At 43.7% G+C, this 21280-nt stretch carries 16 protein-coding genes and 1 pseudogene; all 17 read left to right on the forward strand.

Annotated features, from left to right (window positions below; all coding sequences use genetic code 11):
* The first annotated feature begins 6 nt into the window (after positions 1 to 6).
* Positions 7 to 1479, forward strand: a complete 1473-nt coding sequence (locus tag ABR335_RS02605) for a carboxylesterase/lipase family protein (protein ID WP_350346495.1) — start codon at positions 7 to 9, stop codon at positions 1477 to 1479.
* A gap of 181 nt (positions 1480 to 1660) precedes the next feature.
* Positions 1661 to 2140 (forward strand): DUF3237 family protein, encoded by a 480-nt coding sequence (locus tag ABR335_RS02610; protein WP_350346496.1) that lies wholly within the window; start codon positions 1661 to 1663, stop codon positions 2138 to 2140.
* Positions 2141 to 2310: 170 nt separating this feature from the next.
* Positions 2311 to 3522: a saccharopine dehydrogenase family protein gene (locus ABR335_RS02615; RefSeq protein WP_179234725.1), complete on the forward strand. Its 1212-nt coding sequence runs from the start codon at positions 2311 to 2313 to the stop codon at positions 3520 to 3522.
* A gap of 222 nt (positions 3523 to 3744) precedes the next feature.
* The gene (locus tag ABR335_RS02620; protein WP_350346497.1) at positions 3745 to 3999 is read left to right on the forward strand and encodes a hypothetical protein; all 255 of its coding nucleotides are present in this window, start codon (positions 3745 to 3747) and stop codon (positions 3997 to 3999) included.
* Between the two features lie 2 nt (positions 4000 to 4001).
* Complete coding sequence (locus ABR335_RS02625; RefSeq protein WP_350346711.1) at positions 4002 to 5393, forward strand: helix-turn-helix domain-containing protein; 1392 nt, start codon at positions 4002 to 4004, stop codon at positions 5391 to 5393.
* A gap of 371 nt (positions 5394 to 5764) precedes the next feature.
* Positions 5765 to 7180 carry a C40 family peptidase gene (locus ABR335_RS02630; protein WP_350346498.1) on the forward strand — a complete coding sequence of 472 codons (1416 nt, stop codon included), beginning with the start codon at positions 5765 to 5767 and terminating at the stop codon, positions 7178 to 7180.
* A 298-nt stretch (positions 7181 to 7478) separates the two neighbouring features.
* A complete protein-coding gene (locus ABR335_RS02635; protein ID WP_350346499.1) occupies positions 7479 to 8954 on the forward strand; it encodes a CoA-acylating methylmalonate-semialdehyde dehydrogenase in 1476 nt (491 codons plus the stop codon).
* A gap of 75 nt (positions 8955 to 9029) precedes the next feature.
* Complete coding sequence (iolB, locus tag ABR335_RS02640; protein ID WP_350346500.1) at positions 9030 to 9848, forward strand: 5-deoxy-glucuronate isomerase; 819 nt, start codon at positions 9030 to 9032, stop codon at positions 9846 to 9848.
* Between the two features lie 23 nt (positions 9849 to 9871).
* Positions 9872 to 10870 carry a 5-dehydro-2-deoxygluconokinase gene (gene iolC, locus ABR335_RS02645; protein ID WP_350346501.1) on the forward strand — a complete coding sequence of 333 codons (999 nt, stop codon included), beginning with the start codon at positions 9872 to 9874 and terminating at the stop codon, positions 10868 to 10870.
* A gap of 15 nt (positions 10871 to 10885) precedes the next feature.
* Positions 10886 to 12796, forward strand: a complete 1911-nt coding sequence (gene iolD, locus ABR335_RS02650; RefSeq protein WP_350346502.1) for a 3D-(3,5/4)-trihydroxycyclohexane-1,2-dione acylhydrolase (decyclizing) — start codon at positions 10886 to 10888, stop codon at positions 12794 to 12796.
* Between the two features lie 29 nt (positions 12797 to 12825).
* On the forward strand, positions 12826 to 13704 hold the full coding sequence (gene fba / locus ABR335_RS02655; RefSeq protein ID WP_350346503.1) for a class II fructose-1,6-bisphosphate aldolase: 879 nt from the start codon (positions 12826 to 12828) through the stop codon (positions 13702 to 13704).
* Positions 13705 to 13761: 57 nt separating this feature from the next.
* Positions 13762 to 14982: an MFS transporter gene (locus ABR335_RS02660; protein WP_350346504.1), complete on the forward strand. Its 1221-nt coding sequence runs from the start codon at positions 13762 to 13764 to the stop codon at positions 14980 to 14982.
* Positions 14983 to 15267: 285 nt separating this feature from the next.
* Positions 15268 to 16686 (forward strand): sugar porter family MFS transporter, encoded by a 1419-nt coding sequence (locus ABR335_RS02665; RefSeq protein WP_350346505.1) that lies wholly within the window; start codon positions 15268 to 15270, stop codon positions 16684 to 16686.
* 42 nt (positions 16687 to 16728) lie between these two features.
* On the forward strand, positions 16729 to 17652 hold the full coding sequence (locus tag ABR335_RS02670) for a sugar phosphate isomerase/epimerase family protein (protein WP_017552319.1): 924 nt from the start codon (positions 16729 to 16731) through the stop codon (positions 17650 to 17652).
* A 29-nt stretch (positions 17653 to 17681) separates the two neighbouring features.
* A complete protein-coding gene (locus tag ABR335_RS02675; RefSeq protein WP_350346506.1) occupies positions 17682 to 18848 on the forward strand; it encodes a Gfo/Idh/MocA family protein in 1167 nt (388 codons plus the stop codon).
* Between the two features lie 253 nt (positions 18849 to 19101).
* Positions 19102 to 20043, forward strand: coding sequence for a sugar phosphate isomerase/epimerase family protein (locus ABR335_RS02680; RefSeq protein ID WP_328228377.1), 942 nt, complete (start codon positions 19102 to 19104; stop codon positions 20041 to 20043).
* 27 nt (positions 20044 to 20070) lie between these two features.
* Positions 20071 to 21250: pseudogene (locus tag ABR335_RS02685) on the forward strand (Gfo/Idh/MocA family protein).
* The last annotated feature ends 30 nt before the right edge of the window (positions 21251 to 21280 follow it).

Here is a 21280-nt window from a genome sequence, read left to right on the forward strand (position 1 = left end):
ATAAAGTTGATAGCGAAAACGGTAAGCAGTTCAAATATGACCTATATCGGACAAGAAGAATCCGGCGTCATTTCGTTTAAAGGGATCCCCTACGCCAAACCGCCTGTAGGAAAACGGCGATGGAAAGCACCGGAAGACCTGGACCCCGAACCAAAAAGAATCGAAGCTTTTTCATATGGCTCGCCTTGCATTCAACCGGTCGATGAAAATGAACCCTCTTCATTCGGGAATCAGTCTGAAGACTGTCTGACATTAAATATATGGACGAGAGAACTGGAAGGTGCGAAAAAGCCGGTCATGGTGTTTATTCACGGGGGCGGATTTATTGGCGGAGGTTCGAATGATCCGCTATATGACGGAAAAAATTTTGTGAAACGAAACGATATCGTATTGGTTTCAATCAACTACCGGGTAAATATTTTTGGATTTCTTGATTTGGAAGAGCTTGGTGGAAAGGCATACGCAGACAGCAAAAATTTAGGCATATTGGACCAAATCAAAGCATTGGAATGGATTAACGCACATATTCATCTGTTTGGCGGGGATCCAGGCAATATTACGATTTTTGGCGAATCATGCGGCGGCGCAAGTGTTTCGCTACTCATGACGATTCCAAAAGCGAAAGGGCTGTTCCTTAGAGTGATTGCACAAAGCGGGACGGTCAATCTTGTGAAAAATGAGGAGACGGCAAAACAAATTGGAAAGGATTTTGTAAAACTCACGGGTGCGCGTTCGGTTGAGGATTTGCTGGCATTAGACGCGGACCAACTCAGAGCGTATTGCGACCGGCTGATAGATCTTTATCAGTATAAAAGCGAGATTATGTTTGCACCGGCCGCTGACGGGAAATGGATCCCGCTCAATCCTTATCAGGAGATTGAAAACGGATGTGCTGCAGGGATCGACTGTATGATTGGCACAACAAAAGATGAGATGGCCTATTGGCGCCTGTATTACCCGGATTTGGATGATATTTTGGAAGATTATCTGAACCAGCAGCTTTCCATTATCAAGAAAATGTCCGGTATTGATGCAGCGGCCGCGCAGCACCGCATACAAGCCGGTTCTGCGGGTCCATATCAGCTTGCCAACGACATATTGTTTCACATCCCGGCTATAAAATTTGCGGAAGCCCAGTCCCGTTTTGCCAGTACATGGATGTACTTTTTTACCTGGCCTTCCCGGATAAAAGGGCTTGGTGCGTGCCATGCTATTGATTTGCCGTTTGTCTTTCATAACTTAAAAAGTGGGGAGTGGCTGACAGGAAAAGAGCCGCCGGTAACACTGGCTGACCGGATGCAGGATGCGTGGGTTTCTTTTGCCCGTAACGGGAACCCCGCTCATCCCGCGATTCCTGCCTGGCCGGCCTATGATCCGGATCACCGTTCCGTGATGCAAATCGATGAGAACTGGCGCTGCATCCGCGGCCACGTTCCGGAAATCCTGCGAACAAAGAAATGTACACAGAAAGTCGAATGATTCTTAGGGCGACATTGAACAACATAAGTCATGAAAAAGGCCTGTTTAGAAAAGGAACAAGGTTGATAGGACGCGTCATTTTGTATGCCAATTTCATAGAACGAGGTTTTCTGGGAAACGCCCCCCACTAAAAAGAGTGCGTCCCGAGTAAATGAATCCTAAACAGAAAGGAATAATGGGAATGACCATTGGATTAGAATTTGCATTTCAAGCGTATGTGTCGATTGATGAAGATTTGACGATCGGACCTGTCCCCGGCGGAATCCGCAATATTACGCCGATCACAGGAGGCGTGTTCGAAGGCCCCGGCATAAAAGGAACGGTCATACCGGGCGGGGCGGACTGGTCATTGACAAGAGAAAACGGTGTCATTGATATTTGTGCCCGGTACACATTAAAAACGGATGATGATGTGCTGATCTATGTCATCAATAAAGGGTTGTATATTGAAAAACCCGGAGGCTTGCAGGAAAGGCCGGCTTCAAGAGAAGGAGTGGAGCCGATGCCGGAATATTTCAGAACGACCCCCGTCTTCGAAGTCTCGAATGAAAAGTATGACTGGTTAAACCGCAACATTTTCGTTTGCGATCTTGACCCGATTTACGACAAGACACATCCGCAGTTTCCGGGGATTGATATCAAGTTTTATAGAGTTACCTGAGAACCCGTGTGATCTTTCCGGAAAAGAGAGAAATCCCTTTTCCGGTTTAGATAAAAAAGCTGAACCGTGAAAGGAGGGTGGACATCAAAGTTGGAAAACAGATTTCCGGTAAGTAAACGTTGGCTGGTTCGTATTCGGATTTAAAATCAAAATTGCAGGAGGACGACAATGTGCGTTTTAAAGTAACCATTTTAGGCGTTGGCGGTGTAGGTCATGTTTGTGCTTCAGAAATCGCAAAAAGCGAATATTTAACAGATTTAGTACTTGCAGACATTTCAACAGAAGCTGCAGAAAAATGTGCCCAAAAATTAAGAAACAAGACAGCTGCTTCGATTGAAGTTTGCAGGGTTGATGCATCCGATAAGGGGAGTGTTGCCGCGATATTGGAAGATGTCGATGTGCTTTTGTATGCCGGCATTCCTGAATTTAATTTCACCGTGATGCAGGCGTGCCTCGATACAAGGACGCATTATATTGATATGGCTTCCGCCAGCCCTGATTCCTTGTTAAAGCAGCTGGATTGGAGCAGCCGTTTTAAACAGGCGGGCATCTTAGGCATTATGGGGCTGGGCTGCGACCCGGGATTTTCCAATATTGCTGCCAAATACGCAGCTGATCAGCTGGATACTGTAAAATCGATTACAATTCTGGATGGCGACAATTCGGATGTGGACTATGAAGGCTTTTGCGCTTATTTTAGCCCGCAAACCGCCATTCAGGAATGCCTGGCAAAACCAAATTACTGGACGGTTGAAAAAGGGATGCAGTACTATTCCTCCCCGTTTGCCAATAAGGATGAGTTCGAGTTTCCGGACCCGATTGGCTGGCTCGACTGCTATGTCGTTGAACATGAGGAAGCGGCGACCCTCGGGAAATCAATCGGCAAAGGGTGCGAGTACGTGGAGTTCCGTTACGCGCTCCACCCCGATTTTGTCAATACCCTTCAAGTATTGAGTTATTTAGGGCTTGACCGGAAAGAGCCAATTCGCGTGGACAATGCGGATGTCATCCCGCTGAATGTGGTCGTCACGACGATGCCAAAGCCTGCTGAACTTGCAGGGAAAATCCACGGATATTCATGCGTTGGTGCGAATGTAAAAGGAACGAAAGGCGACAAAAATGTGGAATTGTTCGTTTATACGATCGCGAACCATGATGAAATTTATCAAAAATCCGGGTTCCAGGCAACAGTCTGGCAGACCGGTGTTCCTCCCGTTGTGGCCATTGACATGATCGCGGAAGGCATTTTAAAAGGGACGGGATGCATCCCGCCGGAAATGATTGACCCCGCGCCTTTCCTGAAACGGCTGAAGGCAAGGGGAATGGATTGGTATGTCATGGAAAAAACAAGCCCGATGTTAAAAATCATCGCCTCTTCTTGAAAATGTAAAAAAGCCACTAACCATGCAGGCAGCTCCCTATTTAAGGGTGCTGCCTGTTTAAAGGGGATAGGGCCATTTTCCTCCATCCGGCAACGACTGAACCGGGTTTCTTTCCTTTTGATTGACAGAAAAATAAAGAGAGGACATAATGAATTTAGAACAAGTCTAAGTATTTTTTATTTTCTATTTATGCTATCATTCTGCCATTTGGAGGGACTATGTTTGTGCAGTGAATTCGAATGTACCGTTTGGGAAGTGCTACAAAGAAAACCGTTCCAGGATGCAAAAGTACTGGCCGGCGGGAACGGATTAAGCCAAAAGGTTTCAGGCGCCTGCCTTTTAGAGCAGGCCCAATTTGAAGAAATCAACAGCGGGGATATCCTGATTACATCTGGATCTGGCCTCAATCTTGATGCACCCGGCGGACAAGCCAATATCCGCAAAATGCTAAAAAAAAAGCCGCTGGAATTTGCATAGCAATCGGCACGCATGTAAAAGAGGTTTCCTCGGAAGTTTTGCAGTTTGCTGATGCACATCACTTCCCGGTTATTGTGTTTGAAAAGCGGATTTCATTTGCAGGAATCATACAAGATCTGCATCGCATGATTGCCAGCCGCCATTATCAAAGTCTTCGGCAAATGAGCGTGCTTTCCAAGAAGTTTAATGAGCTGTCCCTTACAGCAAACGGCATTTTAAACATCCTTCAGGAAATATACAAACAGCTTGAAACACCTGCTTTGTTTCTCACAGAATATGACCGCATGCATTACTATCCCCCGGCATCGAAAGAGTTGTACAAACGCATTTATCCAAAAATAAGCCATCTCAGTATGGCAGCCGCCAATGCACAAATCTTTTCCAGTGAGGGCATTCACTTTGTGATCATGCCGGTAAAAGGATTGGGACAGATTTGGGGATATTTATGCCTGAAATTAAAAACAGATGCAATGGACGCGTACACTTCTTTTATCATGGAGCACGCCGTCCTTGCCATTTCACAAATCATGTTAAGAACGAAAACAATGGAGGAAAACAAGCGCGTTGCGGAAGAAGAGGTCGCCAGGAAACTGCTTGCGGGCAAAGACTGTGAACAGGCCGAGATGAAAGCCGTTTTGCCTGGTTATTCTGCCAGTTTGCATTTCCGGGTCATTTTATTCAAAGTTACGAAGCCGCAATCCGGCACCAAAGAATGGGAAGAAACATTGCTACAGCTTTCCGCCATGATGAAAAACAGGATAAAAAAGAAAGGCATGCTGTCCCTTATTTCAGCTGCCAAGGACGAAATTGCAGCGATTTGCTTTTTTAAAAAGGACGAGCAGGCCAATCATGATCTTGCAACTTTTTCTGATATCCACCAGTCATTGGTGCAACTCAGCATAAAGGACCGCTACAACGGCAAGCACACGATGACGGGGATCAGCAAAGCTTACAAAAATACGGCGGACGTTTGCCGGGCGTATGATGATGCGAAAAAAGTCATCTTTCTGCAACAGATCAACCTGCTTCAAGAAATTTTTTATGACAAAATCGGTATTTACCAGATCTTGCTATTAGGCGAGAAAAATGAATATGTGGAAACGTTTATCTATGACCAGCTTGGACCCGTACTGGAATATGACGCAAAAATGAATGCCTCTTTATTAACAACACTTGAAGTTTACCTGAAAAACAGGGGGAGGAAAAAAGAAACGGCAAATGAACTGTTTATCGTCAGGCAGACGCTTTACCACCGCCTTGAAAAAATAGAAGAACTGCTCGGCTATCAATTTATGGAGCCGGCCCGCAGGCTTGCGCTTGAAACGGCGATTCTCGCTTATCATATTTATCAATCCGGCCATACGCACTTCAACCTGGAAGATTATCAATTGTAATGGGGGTGATGACCGCCTGTTCCTTCGCCAGACAGTGTGGCAGCAATCTGCTGGTCCCTTCCACCAGTCGCATTTTTTCAAGAATGCAGGGAACATTCACCTATACAACGGAATGCCTCCGCGCTGCCAAAGCGGGGGATTTTTTTGTAGATTGAGTAGAAGCGTGACCTTTTTCCTATATAAATTGGTTTTATCACAACTATATTCCTAAAATGGTAAATTTTCTATGAGATTACAGTTGAATTACGTTTTCATAGAATGATTGAAAGTGGCAATATATTTTTTTAAAATAGGGTTTGTGAGTGAAACAAACCATGACCCTTAATATATAGCCAATGAAAATTTTTTTAAACATCCAGGAGGTTTCGATCTTGACTCGAAAAAAAGTATTGTCTGTTACAGCCGGCATGACATTAGCGTCTTTAATTGTAGGTTCTGCATCAACGGAAGCAGCTACATACACGGTCAAAAAAGGAGATTCGTTGTGGAAGATATCCCAACAATACCACACAACGGTTTCCCAAATTAAAAATGAAAACCATCTGACAGGCGATATTATTTATCCGAATCAGAAATTTAAGGTGCCGTCTCAAACACCAAAAAAATATAAAATTGTATCAGGAGACACGCTTTCAGGCATTGCCAAAAAATACGGCGTCAAAGTATCTCAACTGAAAGAGTGGAACGACTTAAGCTCTGATTTAATTTATGCCGGAGATACCCTGAAAATTAACAGTTCTTCCGCTACGGTCAGCAGCACTGCCAGCACTGCCAATAGCACTGGAAATAGTACTGCGAATAGTACTTCAAACAGTACTGCAAATAGTAATTCCAATAGCACTGCCAATAACAGCACTGCCAACAGCAGTACTGCAAACAACACCGCCAAAAGTGCTGCAACGCAAAAAAGCACTGCGCCAAACGGCACCTATCAAATTGTGAAAGGCGACACGCTTTCCGGCGTTGCGCAAAAATTCGGCGTGACCGTTTCTCAATTGAAAGAATGGAACCATTTAAGCTCTGATTGGATTGTTGCCGGCAGTGCTTTAAAAGTGGACGGCCCATCCAGTGCGGTCAGCAGCTCGAATGGAAGCAGCACGCAATCCAATCAATCGTCTGGCGCCGCAAGCAGCTCTTCTAACGCAGGAAGCGCAAGTTCACAGACAAGCGGCTCGTCCAGCACGCAAAGCAGTTCGTCCAACAATTCGGGCAGCACAACCAACAGTACGCAATCCAGTCAATCGTCCAATGCTCAAAGCAGTTCACAAGCAAGCGGCTCAACCAGCAGCTCACAATCCAGTCAGTCGTCCAGTGCTCAAAGCAATTCGTCTAACGCCGGAAGCAGCTCATCCAGTTCTGCAAGCACAAGCAGCTCAAGAGCCGTTTCTAAAAACACGGTATCATCAAGTTCAAATTCGGGCTCTTACAGCGGGTCCGCAGTGGCGCAAATTGCACAAAAATACATCGGCGCACCGTACCGTTTTGGCGGAACTACGCCATCCGGATTTGACTGCAGCGGCTTCGTATTCTATGTATACAACCAGGCCGGCAAATCCATTGGCCGCCAGACTGCAGCAGGGTACTATGGCAGCTCTTACCAAGTAAGCAGCCCGCAGCCGGGGGATCTTATCTTCTTCCAAGATACCTATAAAAGCGGAATCTCGGATGTCGGCATCTATCTCGGAAACAACCAGTTTATCTCTGATTCAGACAAGAGCGTCTCAATAAAAAGTTTAAGCAACCCTTATTGGAAATCTCATTTCAACAGCATCAGGAGATTCTATTAAGGTGAAAAAAGTCGGCGGTATGCCGGCTTTTTTCATACCCTTTTATTCTCCCGTTTTACAACCTAAGGCGGCCCACTTTAAAATGCCCCTCACCGTGCTTTTCTCAATAAAAATAACTTATTTTTCGCATAAAAGGGTTGACTGAAAGCGTTTTTGGTATTAAGATGTAATCAATATAACCAAAAGATAACCAAAACATGATAAAGAAAATAGGCCGTGTCAAATGGTTATCGTGCTGAAGCGCCCGGGGTTTTAATAGTATGAAATCATATTTGCTTTATAAATGAGGAGGATGGAGATGTCAGAAGCAACGGTAAGTGTGGAAAAACTAAAGAATTACATAAACGGTGAATGGGTCGAAAGCAAAACGTCACAGTTCGAAGCTGTATATAATCCGGCAACTGAAGAAATTATTGCACGCGTTCCGATTTCAACAAAAGAAGAAGTGGATGAAGCTGTCCGGGCAGCGGCGAAAGCGTTTGAAACATGGAAAAATGTTCCGGTTCAAAAACGGGCTCGGATTCTATTTCACTTCCATCAATTATTGCAAGAAAACAAGAATGAACTTGCGAGAATTATTACCATCGAAAATGGCAAAAATCTCACGGAAGCGCTGGGGGAAGTTGGCCGCGGGATCGAAAATGTCGAGTTTGCATGCGGTGCCCCGACTTTAATGATGGGTGATTCCTTGACGACAATCGCAACAGATGTTGAAGTGACAAACTACAGATATCCAATTGGGGTTGTCGGCGGAATTACACCGTTTAACTTTCCAATGATGGTCCCGTGCTGGATGTTTCCGGTTGCCATTGCGGTCGGCAATACATTCGTTTTAAAGCCATCAGAAAGAACCCCGCTATTAGCCCAGAAGTTAGCAAAACTGCTGGAAGAAGCCGGTCTTCCTAAAGGCGTATTCAATATTGTCCACGGCGCACATGATGTTGTAAACGGGTTATGCGACCATCCGGCTGTGAAAGCCATTTCTTTCGTCGGCTCCCAGCCGGTTGGAGAGTATGTGTACAAACGGGCAAGCCAAAATTTAAAAAGGGTTCAATGTCTGACTGGCGCAAAAAACCATTCCATTGTATTGAAAGATGCAGACTTGGAACATACTGCAACAAATGTCATTGCATCAGCTTTTGGCTCTGCGGGTGAACGTTGCATGGCATGCTCGGTTGTGACAGTTGAAGAAGGGGTTGCAGATGCATTCCTGGAAAAATTAGTGAAAAAAGCAAAAGAAATCAAAATGGGGAACGGGCTGGATGAAGATGTCTTCCTCGGGCCGGTCATCAGGGAACAAAACCACGTCCGTACGTTGGGCTATATCCAAAAAGGCATTGAAGAAGGGGCAACATTAATATTGGATGGGCGCGAAAATGTGCTGGATAGAGGCTATTTTGTTGGCCCGACCATTTTTGACCATGCCACAACCGATATGTCCATTTGGAAAGATGAAATTTTTGCACCTGTACTATCCGTTATCCGCGTAAAAAATTTAAAAGAAGCGGTTGAAACTGCGAATAAGTCTGAATTTGCAAACGGTGCCTGCATTTATACATCCAATGCTTCGGCGATCCGTTATTTCCGTGAAAATATCGATGCAGGCATGTTGGGGATCAATTTAGGCGTACCGGCGCCAATCGCATTTTTCCCGTTCTCCGGATGGAAATCTTCTTTCTACGGCACCTTGCATGCAAACGGAAAAGACAGTGTCGATTTTTATACACGGAAGAAAGTCGTTACGGCAAATTACAAGGCGCCTTCCTTTGAATAACCGAATGGAACGATTACGCTGAGCCACGGCTTTCGTAATCGTTCTCAAAGATAATGGTTGGGGGATGATTTGAAAGTGAGCAAATTGTTACGGAAACCGGATGCAGTAGAAATTTCACCAGGCGTTAAGATCCTTCATGAGGTGACAAGTGAAAATTCACCGTTAGAATATGTCGGATTGAAAGTTCTAGAGGTAGAACCCGGGGCCCGCTACGAGGAAAATTTAGGAAAGTGGGAGTGTGGGATTGTCGCCCTCACCGGAAAAATCAATGTGGAAGCTGACGGGGAAAGATTTGAAAACATTGGCACGAGAGAAAGCGTTTTCGAAAAGAAGCCAACGGACAGTGTTTACGTTTCAAACGACAAGTCTTTTAGAATTGAAGCCGCAACAAAGGCGCGTATCATTCTCTGCTACGCACCATCCGAAAAACAGCGGCCAACAAGGCTGATAAAAGCGGAAGAAAACAGTGTCGAACACCGCGGCAAGTACAATAACAAAAGATTGGTCCATAATATTTTGCCTGATTCGGACCCATCTGCAAACAGCTTGCTGTTAGTTGAAGTCTATACAGAAAGTGCGAACTGGTCCAGTTATCCGCCACATAAGCATGACCAGGATAACTTGCCTGATGAATCTTTTCTGGAAGAGACCTATTATCACGAAATCAATCCAAAACAAGGCTTTGTCTTCCAACGCGTCTATACAGATGACCGTTCCCTTGATGAAACGATGACAGTAGAAAATGGCGATGTCGTTCTCGTTCCAGCCGGCTACCATCCTGTTGCGGTTCCGGACGGTTACGAATCCTACTATTTTAATATTATGGCAGGGCCAAAACGCCTGTGGAAATTTTATAATGAACCGGCACATGAATGGATCCTGGAACGGAAGTAAAACAACGGGGGTGTTGAACACAAATGGGAGTTGACTTAAATTTGCAAGCAGAATTAGACATCATTGCGATTGGCCGTGCCTGCATCGATTTAAATGCAGTGGAATATAACCGGCCGATGGAAGAAACGATGACGTTCCGGAAATACGTTGGCGGCTCTCCGGCGAATATTGCGATCGGGATTTCAAGGCTCGGGCTTAAAGCTGGTTTTATCGGCAAATTGTCGGATGATCAGCACGGGCGCTTTATTCAACAGTATATGGCGGATGCCGGTGTGGATACTTCGCATATGGTGATTGACCATGAAGGGCATAAAACGGGGCTCGCTTTTACGGAAATTAAAAGCCCGGAAGAATGCAGTATTTTGATGTACCGTGATGAAGTTGCCGATCTGTTTTTGTATCCGTCTGAAGTCAGTGAAGCGTATATCAAAAGATCAAAAATCCTGTTGGTTTCCGGAACGGCCCTTGCAAAAAGCCCGTCTCGTGAAGCAGCATTAAAGGCAGTTCAATTGGCAAAGAAAAATAATGTAAAGGTTGTTTTTGAACTGGATTACCGTCCTTATACATGGGAATCTGAGGCAGAAACATCGGTGTATTATACGCTTGTGGCACAGCAGTCAGACATCGTTATTGGCACACGTGACGAATATGATGTCATGGAAAACCGGCAGAACACGAAGAACGAAAAGACCGTAAACCACTTATTTCAATATTCACCGGAATTGGTTGTCATAAAACATGGCGTAGAGGGGTCTTATGCCTATACAAAATCAGGAAAAATTTACAGGGGCAAAGCCTATAAAACGAAGGTATTAAAAACATTCGGTGCAGGCGACTCCTATGCCTCGGCATTTCTATATGCCCTCATCAAAGGAAAAGACATCGAAACGGCTCTGAAATATGGCAGCGCCTCTGCTGCAATTGTCGTCAGCAGGCACAGTTCATCAGAAGCGATGCCAACGGTGCAGGAAATTGAAAAATTCATTTCAGAACGATCGGAAGAAAAAGTCGTAAATCGATAAAGGGTGAACATTTGCATGGGAAAAATACGGTTAACAACAGCACAGGCACTCATTAAGTTTTTAAATCAGCAATATCTCCATGTGGACGGCGAGGAATTTCCATTTGTAGAAGGAATTTTTACGGTTTTTGGCCATGGAAATGTACTGGGGATCGGCCAGGCCCTGGAACAGGACCCCGGCCACCTAAAAGTTTTCCAGGGAAAAAATGAACAAGGGATGGCACATGCGGCGATCGCTTACAGCAAGCAAATGTTGCGTCGGAAGATTTTTGCCGTCACGACCTCTGTAGGGCCGGGATCTGCCAATTTGGCGGCTGCAGCGGGCACTGCTTTAGCGAATAATATCCCTGTCCTGTTGATTCCGGGTGATACATTTGCAACGAGGCAGCCGGATCCGGTGCTCCAGCAAGTCGAGCATGAATATAGCCTCGCCGTCACAACCAATGATGCATTAAAGCCGGTATCCCGCTATTGGGACCGGGTTACACGCCCGGAGCAATTGATGTCCACTTTAATTCGTGCATTCGAAGTGATGACGGATCCGGGGAAAGCCGGGCCGGCCACCATCTGCATTGCCCAGGATGTAGAAGGGGAAGCATTTGATTTCGATGAACAATTCTTTAGAAAAAGGGTTCACTACTTGGATCGGAAAGCGCCGTCCGAACGGGAATTAAAAGGCGCCGCCGCGTTAATCAAAGCAAGCAAGAAGCCGCTCATCCTTGTTGGGGGAGGCGCGAAATATGCCGGCGCACGTGATATTTTAATGGAAATTTCCGAAAGGCACAATATTCCGCTCGTTGAAACACAGGCAGGGAAAGCAACAGTTGAGTGCACTTTCAAAAATAATTTAGGCGGCATGGGCATTACAGGAACGCTTGCAGCAAATAAAGCGGCACGCCAGGCAGATTTAGTGATCGGCGTTGGCACCCGCTATACCGATTTCGCGACATCTTCAAAAACAGCGTTTGATTTTGAAAAAGCAAAATTCTTAAATATCAATGTGAGCCGCATGCAGGCATACAAGCTGGATGCATTCCAGATTGTGGCCGACGCAAAAACAACTTTAGAGCAGCTGGCACCGCTTTTGGAAAGGTATGAAAGCGAGTTTGGCTCCACCATTGCGGAATTAAAAAATGAATGGGAGGCTGAGCGTAAACGTTTAAGCCAGATCACCTTCTCCCGTGAAAATTTTGTTCCGGAAATTAAACACCATTTTACACAGGAAACGCTGAATGAATACGCAGATACGTTAAACACAGAACTGGCCCAAACCACTGCGCTGATTGCCGTAAACGATGCGGTCGATCCTGAAAGCATCATCATTACTTCTGCGGGCTCGCTTCCGGGGGACGTGCAACGCATTTGGAATCCAACTGTGCCGAATACGTACAACGTCGAATACGGGTATTCGTGCATGGGTTATGAAGTATCAGGCGCGCTCGGGATTAAACTGGCAGCGCCGGATAAAGAAGTATATTCGCTTGTCGGGGACGGCAGTTTTCTCATGCTGCACTCTGAGCTTGTTACCGCTATTCAATACGGCAAAAAAATCAACGTGGTACTGTTTGATAACTCGGGATTTGGCTGCATCAATAACTTGCAAATGGATAATGGCGGGGATTCCTATTTTACGGAATTCAGGACGTATGATAACAAAATTTTAAATATCGATTATGCAAAAGTTGCTGAAGGGTACGGTGCAAAAACATACCGCGTCCATACGCTTGAACAGCTGAAAGAAGCCATTGAAGATGCAAAGAAACAACGGGTTTCAACGCTGATTGAGATAAAAGTGCTGCCCAAGACGATGACGGACGGTTATGAAAGCTGGTGGAATGTTGGGGTTGCAGAAGTATCGGAAAAAGAAAGCATTCAAAAAGCCTATCAGGAGAGGCAGCAAAAATTAGAAACAGCGAAACAGTATTAAAGGGCGTTTTATTTTAAATGAAGTGAGGGATGAATTTGGCAGCAATCATTTCTTCAAAGGTTGTTTCCATGAAAGAGATGCTGGCTGCTGCAAAAGATGGGCAATATGCTGTTGGGGCATTCAATATGAACAGCTTTCAATGGGTTGAGGCCATTTTAGAAGCGGCAGAGGAAGAACAATCCCCCGTGATTGTAGCATCTTCCGACCGGCTTGTAGATCATCTTGGAGGATTCAAAACGATCGCGGCAATGGTGTATCGTATTGTGGAGGAAAAGAACATTACGGTCCCGGTGTCTTTGCATCTCGATCATGGCAAGTCAGTGGAACGATGCAAAGAGGCCATTGATGCCGGATACACGTCTGTGATGATTGATGGCTCACACCTGCCAATTGATGAGAATATTAAAATGACAAAAGAAGTAACAGATTATGCCCGTCTTCATGGTGTTTCCGTGGAAGCGGAAGTGGGCACTGTCGGCGGCAACGAGGATGGTATGATTGGCGGCATTCGGTATGCAGACCCTGGGGAATGCCTTCGTATGGTAAAGGAGACAGGCATTGATGCCCTTGCCGCCGCGCTTGGATCCGTCCATGGACCGTATCAGGGCGAACCGAAATTGGGATTTGCCGAGATGAAAGAGATCGCAGCATTAACTAATGTTCCGCTTGTTTTACACGGCGGGTCCGGTATTCCCGATTACCAAATTCGAAAGGCAATCGAACTGGGCCACGCAAAAATCAATGTCAATACAGAATGCATGCAAGCTTGGGCGAAGGCAGTCCGTCATGTCCTGAACCACGATAAAAAACTGTATGATGTACGTGCCATTCTTTCACCTGGTAAAGAAGCCGTAAAACAAACCGTAAAACAAAAAATGAGAGAATTTATGTCAAGCAATCGGGTTTGAAGATGATGGAGGATGTCTTCAAATGGCATCCTCTGGTTTTAGAATGGGTGTGATCGTTTGGAAAAGATTCCGGGAAAGTATAAGTCTCTATTTATGATTGTTTCCTTTTTATTGTGGTTTCCGCATTTTGTTTACGTACCGGTGTTGTCGCCTTATATGGTATCAATTGGTGGGGATTATGCATTTATTGGAGTTATTTTGAGTAGTTACGGGCTGATGCAGTTTTTATGCAGGCTTCCGATTGGGGTATTTTCCGATTTGGTAAATTTAAGAAAACCCTTTATTGTTTTTGGTATGGTAATTAGCATGATCAGTTGTTCAATCTATCTACTTACTGAAAACATGTTTTTGATTTTGGCTGCCCGCACGCTTGCCGGGATGGCAGCTGCATCCTGGGTTGCATTTACTGTGCTGTATTCCAGCTATTTTAAAGGGGAAAAAGTGCACCGGTCAATGGGAAATATTTCGTTTATTGTAGTACTTGCACAATTTTTAGGAATGAGCCTTAGCGGGTTACTCGTTGATAAATGGGGCTGGAAGGCGCCATTTTGGCTGGCCGAAATTTTCAGCCTGCTGGGAATGGGCCTTTCTCTGTTTGTTGCGGAATCGAATCCGGAGAAAGAACGGGGCCCGGTTAAAATAAAAGAATTAGCGGAAGTCATTCGGGACCCATTGCTATTAAAAGTATCTCTTTTGTCCATCTTGGCCCACAGCATCATTTTTTCCACCATGTTTGGTTTTACGTCCCAATACGCTTTAAACATTGGCTTTAAAGCAAGTGAACTTTTGTATATTGTTGCTGCTTTTATGGTGCCTCATGCTGCCGCAACCCTGTTTATGGGAGGGTACCTTGTACCGAAAATGGGTGAATGGCGATCCTTGCTTATCGCATATGCATCGGCCGCTTTGTTTACACTCTGCTTCCCGTATGTCACGATTAAAGGGTTATTTATTCTTCTCCAGGTCTGCAGCGGGTTTTCATTAGGATTGATCTTTCCATTATTACTGGGTATGGCTATTCAAAATATAGAGCCGGAGAAAAGGGCGACTGCAATGGGTGCTTACCAAGCAATATATGCAATCGGCATTTTTGCAGGACCGTTTTTTTCAGGGATCTTTAATTCAAATTATGGATTAAAAGCGGGTTTTTGGTTTGTAGGTTTCCTTGGGTTGGTGGCCTCTATTCTTGTTATGGTTTTTTGGAAAAAAGAAGCAAAACGATTGCATACTATAAAAATTTCTCATATGGTTGATATCCCGGAAAATCATAATGTTTAGTATTAGGAATAAGCGTGATTTCCAAAATTTAAAAAAAGAAAAACTATTGACTAAAATCGCCATTGATTATAAACTGAATATAACCAAAACATTATCAATCTTTGACAATGTTTTGGTTATATTTTCAATTGGTGGTAAAGGTGGTGGGGAGATTTGGCTTATTGTCAGTAAAAAGGTCCAATACCCAATAATAAGTTAATAACATTATGACCACTTTTATTTTTCAATGGAATTTAAGCGCTTACAAATTGGAAGTCTAGCAATAAATGATAAGGGGAGACGAACATGGAGAATAGCAGTGTTACTGAGCATTCCTTACAAATTGAACAGGAGATAAAAAAAGATCCACATAAAGTTTTAAAGTTAATAACGACTGTATCTACTTTTGGCGGCTTATTATTTGGTTATGATACTGGTGTTATAAATGGAGCATTGCCATTTATGGCTCAACCTGATCAATTGAACTTAACGCCAATTACCGAAGGATTAGTGGCAAGTTCGTTAATTTTAGGTGCTGCTTTTGGTTCATTATTTGGCGGTCGTTTATCTGACCTTAAAGGACGCAGGCAGGCAATACTCTCTCTTGCAATCGTTTTTTTCTTTGCAACACTTGGTTGTGTATTTGCTCCAAATGCAACAGTAATGGTTATTTTCCGCTTTATTTTGGGGCTTGCCGTTGGTGGTGCTTCTGTTATTGTGCCTTCTTATCTTGCTGAAATGTCTCCTTCAAACCGGCGCGGTATGTTGGTAACTCGGAATGAATTGATGATTGTAACCGGCCAGTTTCTTGCATATGTTTTTAACGCAGTAATTGGAAGCGCTTTAGGAGACACGGGGCATGTATGGCGCTATATGTTAGTAGTGGCTACATTACCGGCTGTGGTTCTATGGGTTGGCGTCCTCATTTTGCCTGAAAGCCCCCGCTGGTTAGTATCCAAAGGAAAAATTGCTGAAGCCCTAAAAGTTCTGCAACAAATCCGTACCGAGGGTCTTGCTAAACTGGAATTAAATGAAATAAAAGAAAATATCGCCAAAGAAAAGAAAATAAGGGCAGCTAAGTTTAAAGATTTAGGTACTCCATGGATTCGGCGCATAGTTTTTATTGGCATAGGAGTTGGGGCAATCTCTCAGTTGGTCGGCATTAACTCCATCATGTATTACGGGACTCAAATACTTCAAAGCTCCGGTTTTGGGACAAAGGCATCGTTAATTGGAAATGTAGCAAACGGGTTAATTGCAGTGCTTGCAGTGATTGTTGGTATGTCCATTCTACAAAAAGTGAACAGGCGGAAAATGCTTCTAACTGGTTTAACGGGTGTAACAGTTGCGCTTATTACAATTGGAATTAGTAACCAAGTACTGGCTGGATCTCCCGCATTGCCTTATGTTGTGTTGTCCATGACACTTGTTTATTTAGCTTTCTTTCAAGGTGCAATTGGTCCGATGTCTTGGTTAATTCTTTCTGAAATTTTTCCTGCCCGTTTACGGGGCATGGGTATGGGAAGTGCAGTTCTGTTTTTATGGTTAAGTAACTTTTTAGTAGGCTTATTCTTTCCTGTGCTCTTAAACGGTGTGGGGCTATCTGGCACATTTTTCTTATTTTCAGCGTTTGGCATACTGGGCATTGTCATTATTGTAAAATTTTTGCCTGAAACAAGAGGGCTAACACTTGAACAAATAGAAGCAAATTTCAAGGCAATGTAAAGCAGGAGCTCCTATAAACGAGTACGAACGGGAGGTATTTTAATGAGCATAAAAATTTCAGGAGCGCCATGCTGCTGGGGGGTAGACGATCCGAAAAATCCTTATTTGCCGCCTTGGGAGACGGTTTTGTGCGAAGCAGCACAAGCAGGATACAAGGGCATTGAATTAGGCCCTTACGGTTATATACCGATGGATGTTGAAAGGGTTGGAGCCGAACTTTCCAAAAATAACTTAACGCTCATTGCTGGTACTATTTTTGACGATCTGGTCTCTGAATCGAATTTTAAAAATTTGCAAAAACAGGTGGATGATATTTGTTCTTTCATTACGAAACTTCCTTGTGCTGCCAGGGAAAAAGGGCAGAATTTTCCCACTCCCTATCTGGTTATCATTGATTGGGGACATAATGAAAGGGATTATGATGCTGGTCATCCGGAAAGGGCCCTTCGACTACCAAATAAAGATTGGGATAAAATGATGGCACACATCCGGTCATTGGCAGATCGAGCTTGGGAGAATTACGGGGTTCGCTCTGTTATTCATCCGCATGCCGGAGGATATATTGAATTCGAAGATGAAATCAACAGGCTATTACACGATATTCCTTACGAAACAGCAGGGCTTTGTCTGGATACAGGGCATTTATATTTTTCAAAAATGGATCCGCTTGAATGGCTGCAAAAATGTGCAGAAAGGCTGGACTATATTCATTTTAAAGATATTGACTTAAAGATTTATAACCAGGTAATGGAAGAACGGACTGGCTTTTTCGATGTGTGTGCTAAAGGTATGATGTGCCCTATTGGACAAGGTATTATTGATTATCAATCTATTCTCAGATTACTGAAGGAAATCAATTATCATGGATATATTACAATCGAACAAGAGCGGGACCCGAGAAATGCGAGTACAAGTTTGCAAGATGTGAAACAAAGCATAGATTACTTAGAAAGTGTGGGTTATTAAAACAAGCTTACGAGAAATGGGGGATACGGATGATTTACGGGGAAAAAAATATAGACAGGCCAATCCGTTGGGCAATGGTTGGAGGCGGAAAAGGCAGCCAGATTGGCTATATTCATCGTTCAGCAGCATTACGTGACAATAATTTTCAACTTGTAGCAGGCGCCTTTGATATTGTTCCTGAACGGGGGAAGGAATTTGGAATGAAATTACAGGTTGATCCGGAGCGCTGTTATCCTGACTACAAAACCATGTTTAAAGAAGAGAGGAAGCGTGAAGATGGAATTGAAGCCGTTTCAATTGCAACACCAAATGGAACGCATTATGAAATCACAAAAGCAGCTCTATATGCGGGATTGCATGTAGTATGTGAAAAACCGTTATGTTTTACAACACAAGAGGCTGAAGAATTACGAAAGCTGGCAAAGGAAAAAAATCGTGTTGTAGGCATTACCTATGGTTATGCCGGGCATCAAATGGTTGAACAGGCACGGCAAATGATTGCGGGTGGAGATTTAGGGGAAATCAGAATTGTGAAAATGGAATTTGCACATGGTTTCCATTCAGAAGCTGTTGAAAAAGAAAATGAGAGTACAAAATGGCGCGTTGACCCAAAAATAGCTGGTCCAAGTTATGTTTTGGGTGACTTGGGAACTCATCCGATATACTTGTCTGAAGTTATCTTGCCGCAATTGAAAATTAAAAAATTAATGTGCACACGCCAAAGCTTCGTGAAAAGCCGGGCTCCACTTGAGGACAATGCATTCGCTATTATGGAATACGATAACGGGGCCATAGGCTATGTCTGGTCTTCTTGCGTTAATGCAGGATCGATGCACGGGCAAAAAATCCGCGTGGTTGGTTCAAAAGCCAGCTTAGAGTGGTGGGATGAGCAGCCAAATCAATTGCGATACGAGATACAGGGAAAACCGGTACAAATTTTGGAGCGCGGAATGAACTATCTGTATCCTGAAGCCTTGGCCGACGACCGCATTGGTGGAGGGCACGCCGAGGGATTATTTGAATCTTGGTCAAATCTCTATGCCCGTTTTGCCATTGCCATGGATGCTGTAAATCGGGGAGAAACATTGGAAAATCTTTGGTATCCGGATATTAAAGCAGGGGTGAGTGGGGTCCGCTGGGTCGAGAACTGTGTCCGTTCTGCAGATAAGGGTGCTATTTGGGTTGAATATGAATAAACAAAACACGAAATCTTCAGGTATATCCTGAAGATTTTTTATTTGAAACACAAAAAAATTTAAAAATATATGGGAAATAGGATTGACTCCAAGTTCATTTTATAATAATATTTAATAAAAAGTTACTCAAAACATAATAACCATATAACCAATATCGTTCAAAGAATAGCACCAGTTTTACAGGCGTACCAGTTTTTCTCATCTGATTCCTTTTTTAAAATTCATTTTTATCAGACGACTTAAGGAGGCAGAAATGAAACTATCATTTGTTACAGACAGTCTGGGGCACTTGCCATTTGAAGAAATGTTGGATTACGTGGCTGCATTAGGAATTGAATACATTGAAATGACAACCGGAGGATGGTCAAAAGCGCCTCACCTTAATCTCGATGAATTGTTAACCAGTGACAGTCGAAGAAATGATTTTTTAAATGCTTTAGAGAGAAGAAATATCAAATTGTGTGCGTTAAACTGTTCGGGGAATCCGCTTGATCCTAGAGATTTAGGCAAGCGCCACCGCGAGATCACAGATAAGACAATAGAATTGGCACAATTGTTAGGGATCAAAAAAATTATTATGATGAGTGGGCTTCCAGCCGGTAGCCGGGATGATAAAGTTCCAAACTGGATTACATATACAGTAAGCTGGCCACCTGAATTAAAAGACATCTTGGAATACCAATGGAATGATGTAGCAATTCCTTACTGGAAAGATCTTGTAAAAAGAGCTGAGACTGCAGGTATTGAAAAAATTGCTTTGGAAAACTTCAGCTCACAGTTAGTCTACAATCCGGACACATTGTTTAAATTGAGAAATGCTGTAGGCCCAATGGTTGGATTGAATTTGGACCCCAGTCATCTGATTTGGATGGGAGCTGATCCTATTTTGGCAGCAAGGGAATTAGGGGATGCCATCCACCATGTTCATGGAAAGGATGTTCGAATTGAAAAAAATCTGGCCGCAGTTAACGGCGTTTTGGAAACCAAAGAAGTCGAAGATGTCGCTAACAGGGCCTGGAACTACGTTGCTGTAGGTTATGGACAAGATTTGCAATGGTGGAAAGAGTTCTTTTCTGTGTGCAAAATGATGGGGTATGATGGCGAGGTTTCTCTTGAGATGGAAGACTTAACGATGTCTGTGGAAGCAGGTATTAAAATGTCTGTGGAAGCGCTTAAACAAACACTTGTTTTTTAAGAATCTAAGAGAATAGGAGGAGTCAAAATGTTGAATGGGGAAAAAAAGATTTCACGTCCGTTGCGTTGGGGAATGATTGGCGGCGGCAGGACCAGCCAGGTAGGTTACAAGCATCGGACAGGTGCGTTAAGGGATAATACTGCTTTTCAATTAGTGGCTGGTGCATTTGATGTTGATCCGGAAAGAGGAAAAGATTTCGGCGTAAACATTGGTGTTGATGAAAACAGATGTTATTCGGATTATAAAACGATGATAAAGGAAGAGGCAAAAAGAGAAGACGGTGTTGAAGTTGTTTCCATTGCGACCCCAAACGGTACACATTATGAAATCTGTAAGGCTGCATTGGAAGCTGGGCTTCACGTCATTTGTGAAAAGCCATTGTTCTTTACTTCAAAAGAAGGAAGAGAGATTAAAGACCTGGCCGAAAAAAACGGAAAAATTGTCGGTGTTACTTACGGTTTTTCTGGAAATCAAATGCTGCTACAAATGCGGGCAATGATCGAGCAAGGGAAAATTGGGGATATCAGAATTGTTGAGTTGCAATATACGCATGGTTTTAATGCTACTGATAAAGCGGAAAAAACAAGTGATGCGCAAAAGTGGAGAGTGGATCCAAAAGTTGCAGGTCCAAGTTTTGTTTTAGGTGATCTTTCCACCCATACGTACTATATGTCTCAACTGATTATGCCAAAAATGAAGATAAAAAAATTATTTATGTGACAGACAAAGTTTTGTTGGGACAAGAGCACCGCTTGAAGATAACGCTTTCGTAATTATGCACTATGAAAATGGGGCGGTCGGAAGATTATGGACATCTTCAGTGAATGCAGGGTGTACGGATGGTCATAGAATCCGGATTGTTGGTTCAAAGGCGAGCCTTGAATGGTGGGACAGTAAACCAAATGAATTAAGATATGAAGTGCAAGGAGAACCGATTCAGACATTGATTCGTGGCATGTCTTATCTGGATGAACAATGTAATGCAGATGAACGCTTAGGTGCTTTGCATTCGGAAGGATTATCAGATGCATGGGCAAACATTTATTTGAAATTTGCGATTGCTATTGATGCTAAAAACAGAGATGACAGGGAAACTTTACGTAACTTGGTATATCCCGATATTGATGCCGGAATTGAAGGGATACGCTGGATAGAAAATTGTGTTCGTTCAGCGGAAAATGGCGCCAGTTGGGTGGATTTCGAATAGCGTGTTAGATAACTTGTTTCATCGAAGGGA

Source organism: Heyndrickxia faecalis, from assembly GCF_040267745.1.
Lineage (GTDB): Bacteria > Bacillota > Bacilli > Bacillales > Bacillaceae_C > Weizmannia > Weizmannia faecalis.

What these genes read in the sequence shown, in the direction of transcription:
- ABR335_RS02610 (WP_350346496.1), top strand. Translation starts at nt 1,661, where the DNA reads ATGACCATTGGATTAGAATTTGCATTTCAAGCGTATGTGTCGATTGAT.
- ABR335_RS02635 (WP_350346499.1), top strand. Translation starts at nt 7,479, where the DNA reads ATGTCAGAAGCAACGGTAAGTGTGGAAAAACTAAAGAATTACATAAAC.
- iolC (WP_350346501.1), top strand. Translation starts at nt 9,872, where the DNA reads ATGGGAGTTGACTTAAATTTGCAAGCAGAATTAGACATCATTGCGATT.
- iolD (WP_350346502.1), top strand. Translation starts at nt 10,886, where the DNA reads ATGGGAAAAATACGGTTAACAACAGCACAGGCACTCATTAAGTTTTTA.
- fba (WP_350346503.1), top strand. Translation starts at nt 12,826, where the DNA reads ATGAATTTGGCAGCAATCATTTCTTCAAAGGTTGTTTCCATGAAAGAG.
- ABR335_RS02665 (WP_350346505.1), top strand. Translation starts at nt 15,268, where the DNA reads ATGGAGAATAGCAGTGTTACTGAGCATTCCTTACAAATTGAACAGGAG.
- ABR335_RS02670 (WP_017552319.1), top strand. Translation starts at nt 16,729, where the DNA reads ATGAGCATAAAAATTTCAGGAGCGCCATGCTGCTGGGGGGTAGACGAT.
- ABR335_RS02675 (WP_350346506.1), top strand. Translation starts at nt 17,682, where the DNA reads ATGATTTACGGGGAAAAAAATATAGACAGGCCAATCCGTTGGGCAATG.
- ABR335_RS02680 (WP_328228377.1), top strand. Translation starts at nt 19,102, where the DNA reads ATGAAACTATCATTTGTTACAGACAGTCTGGGGCACTTGCCATTTGAA.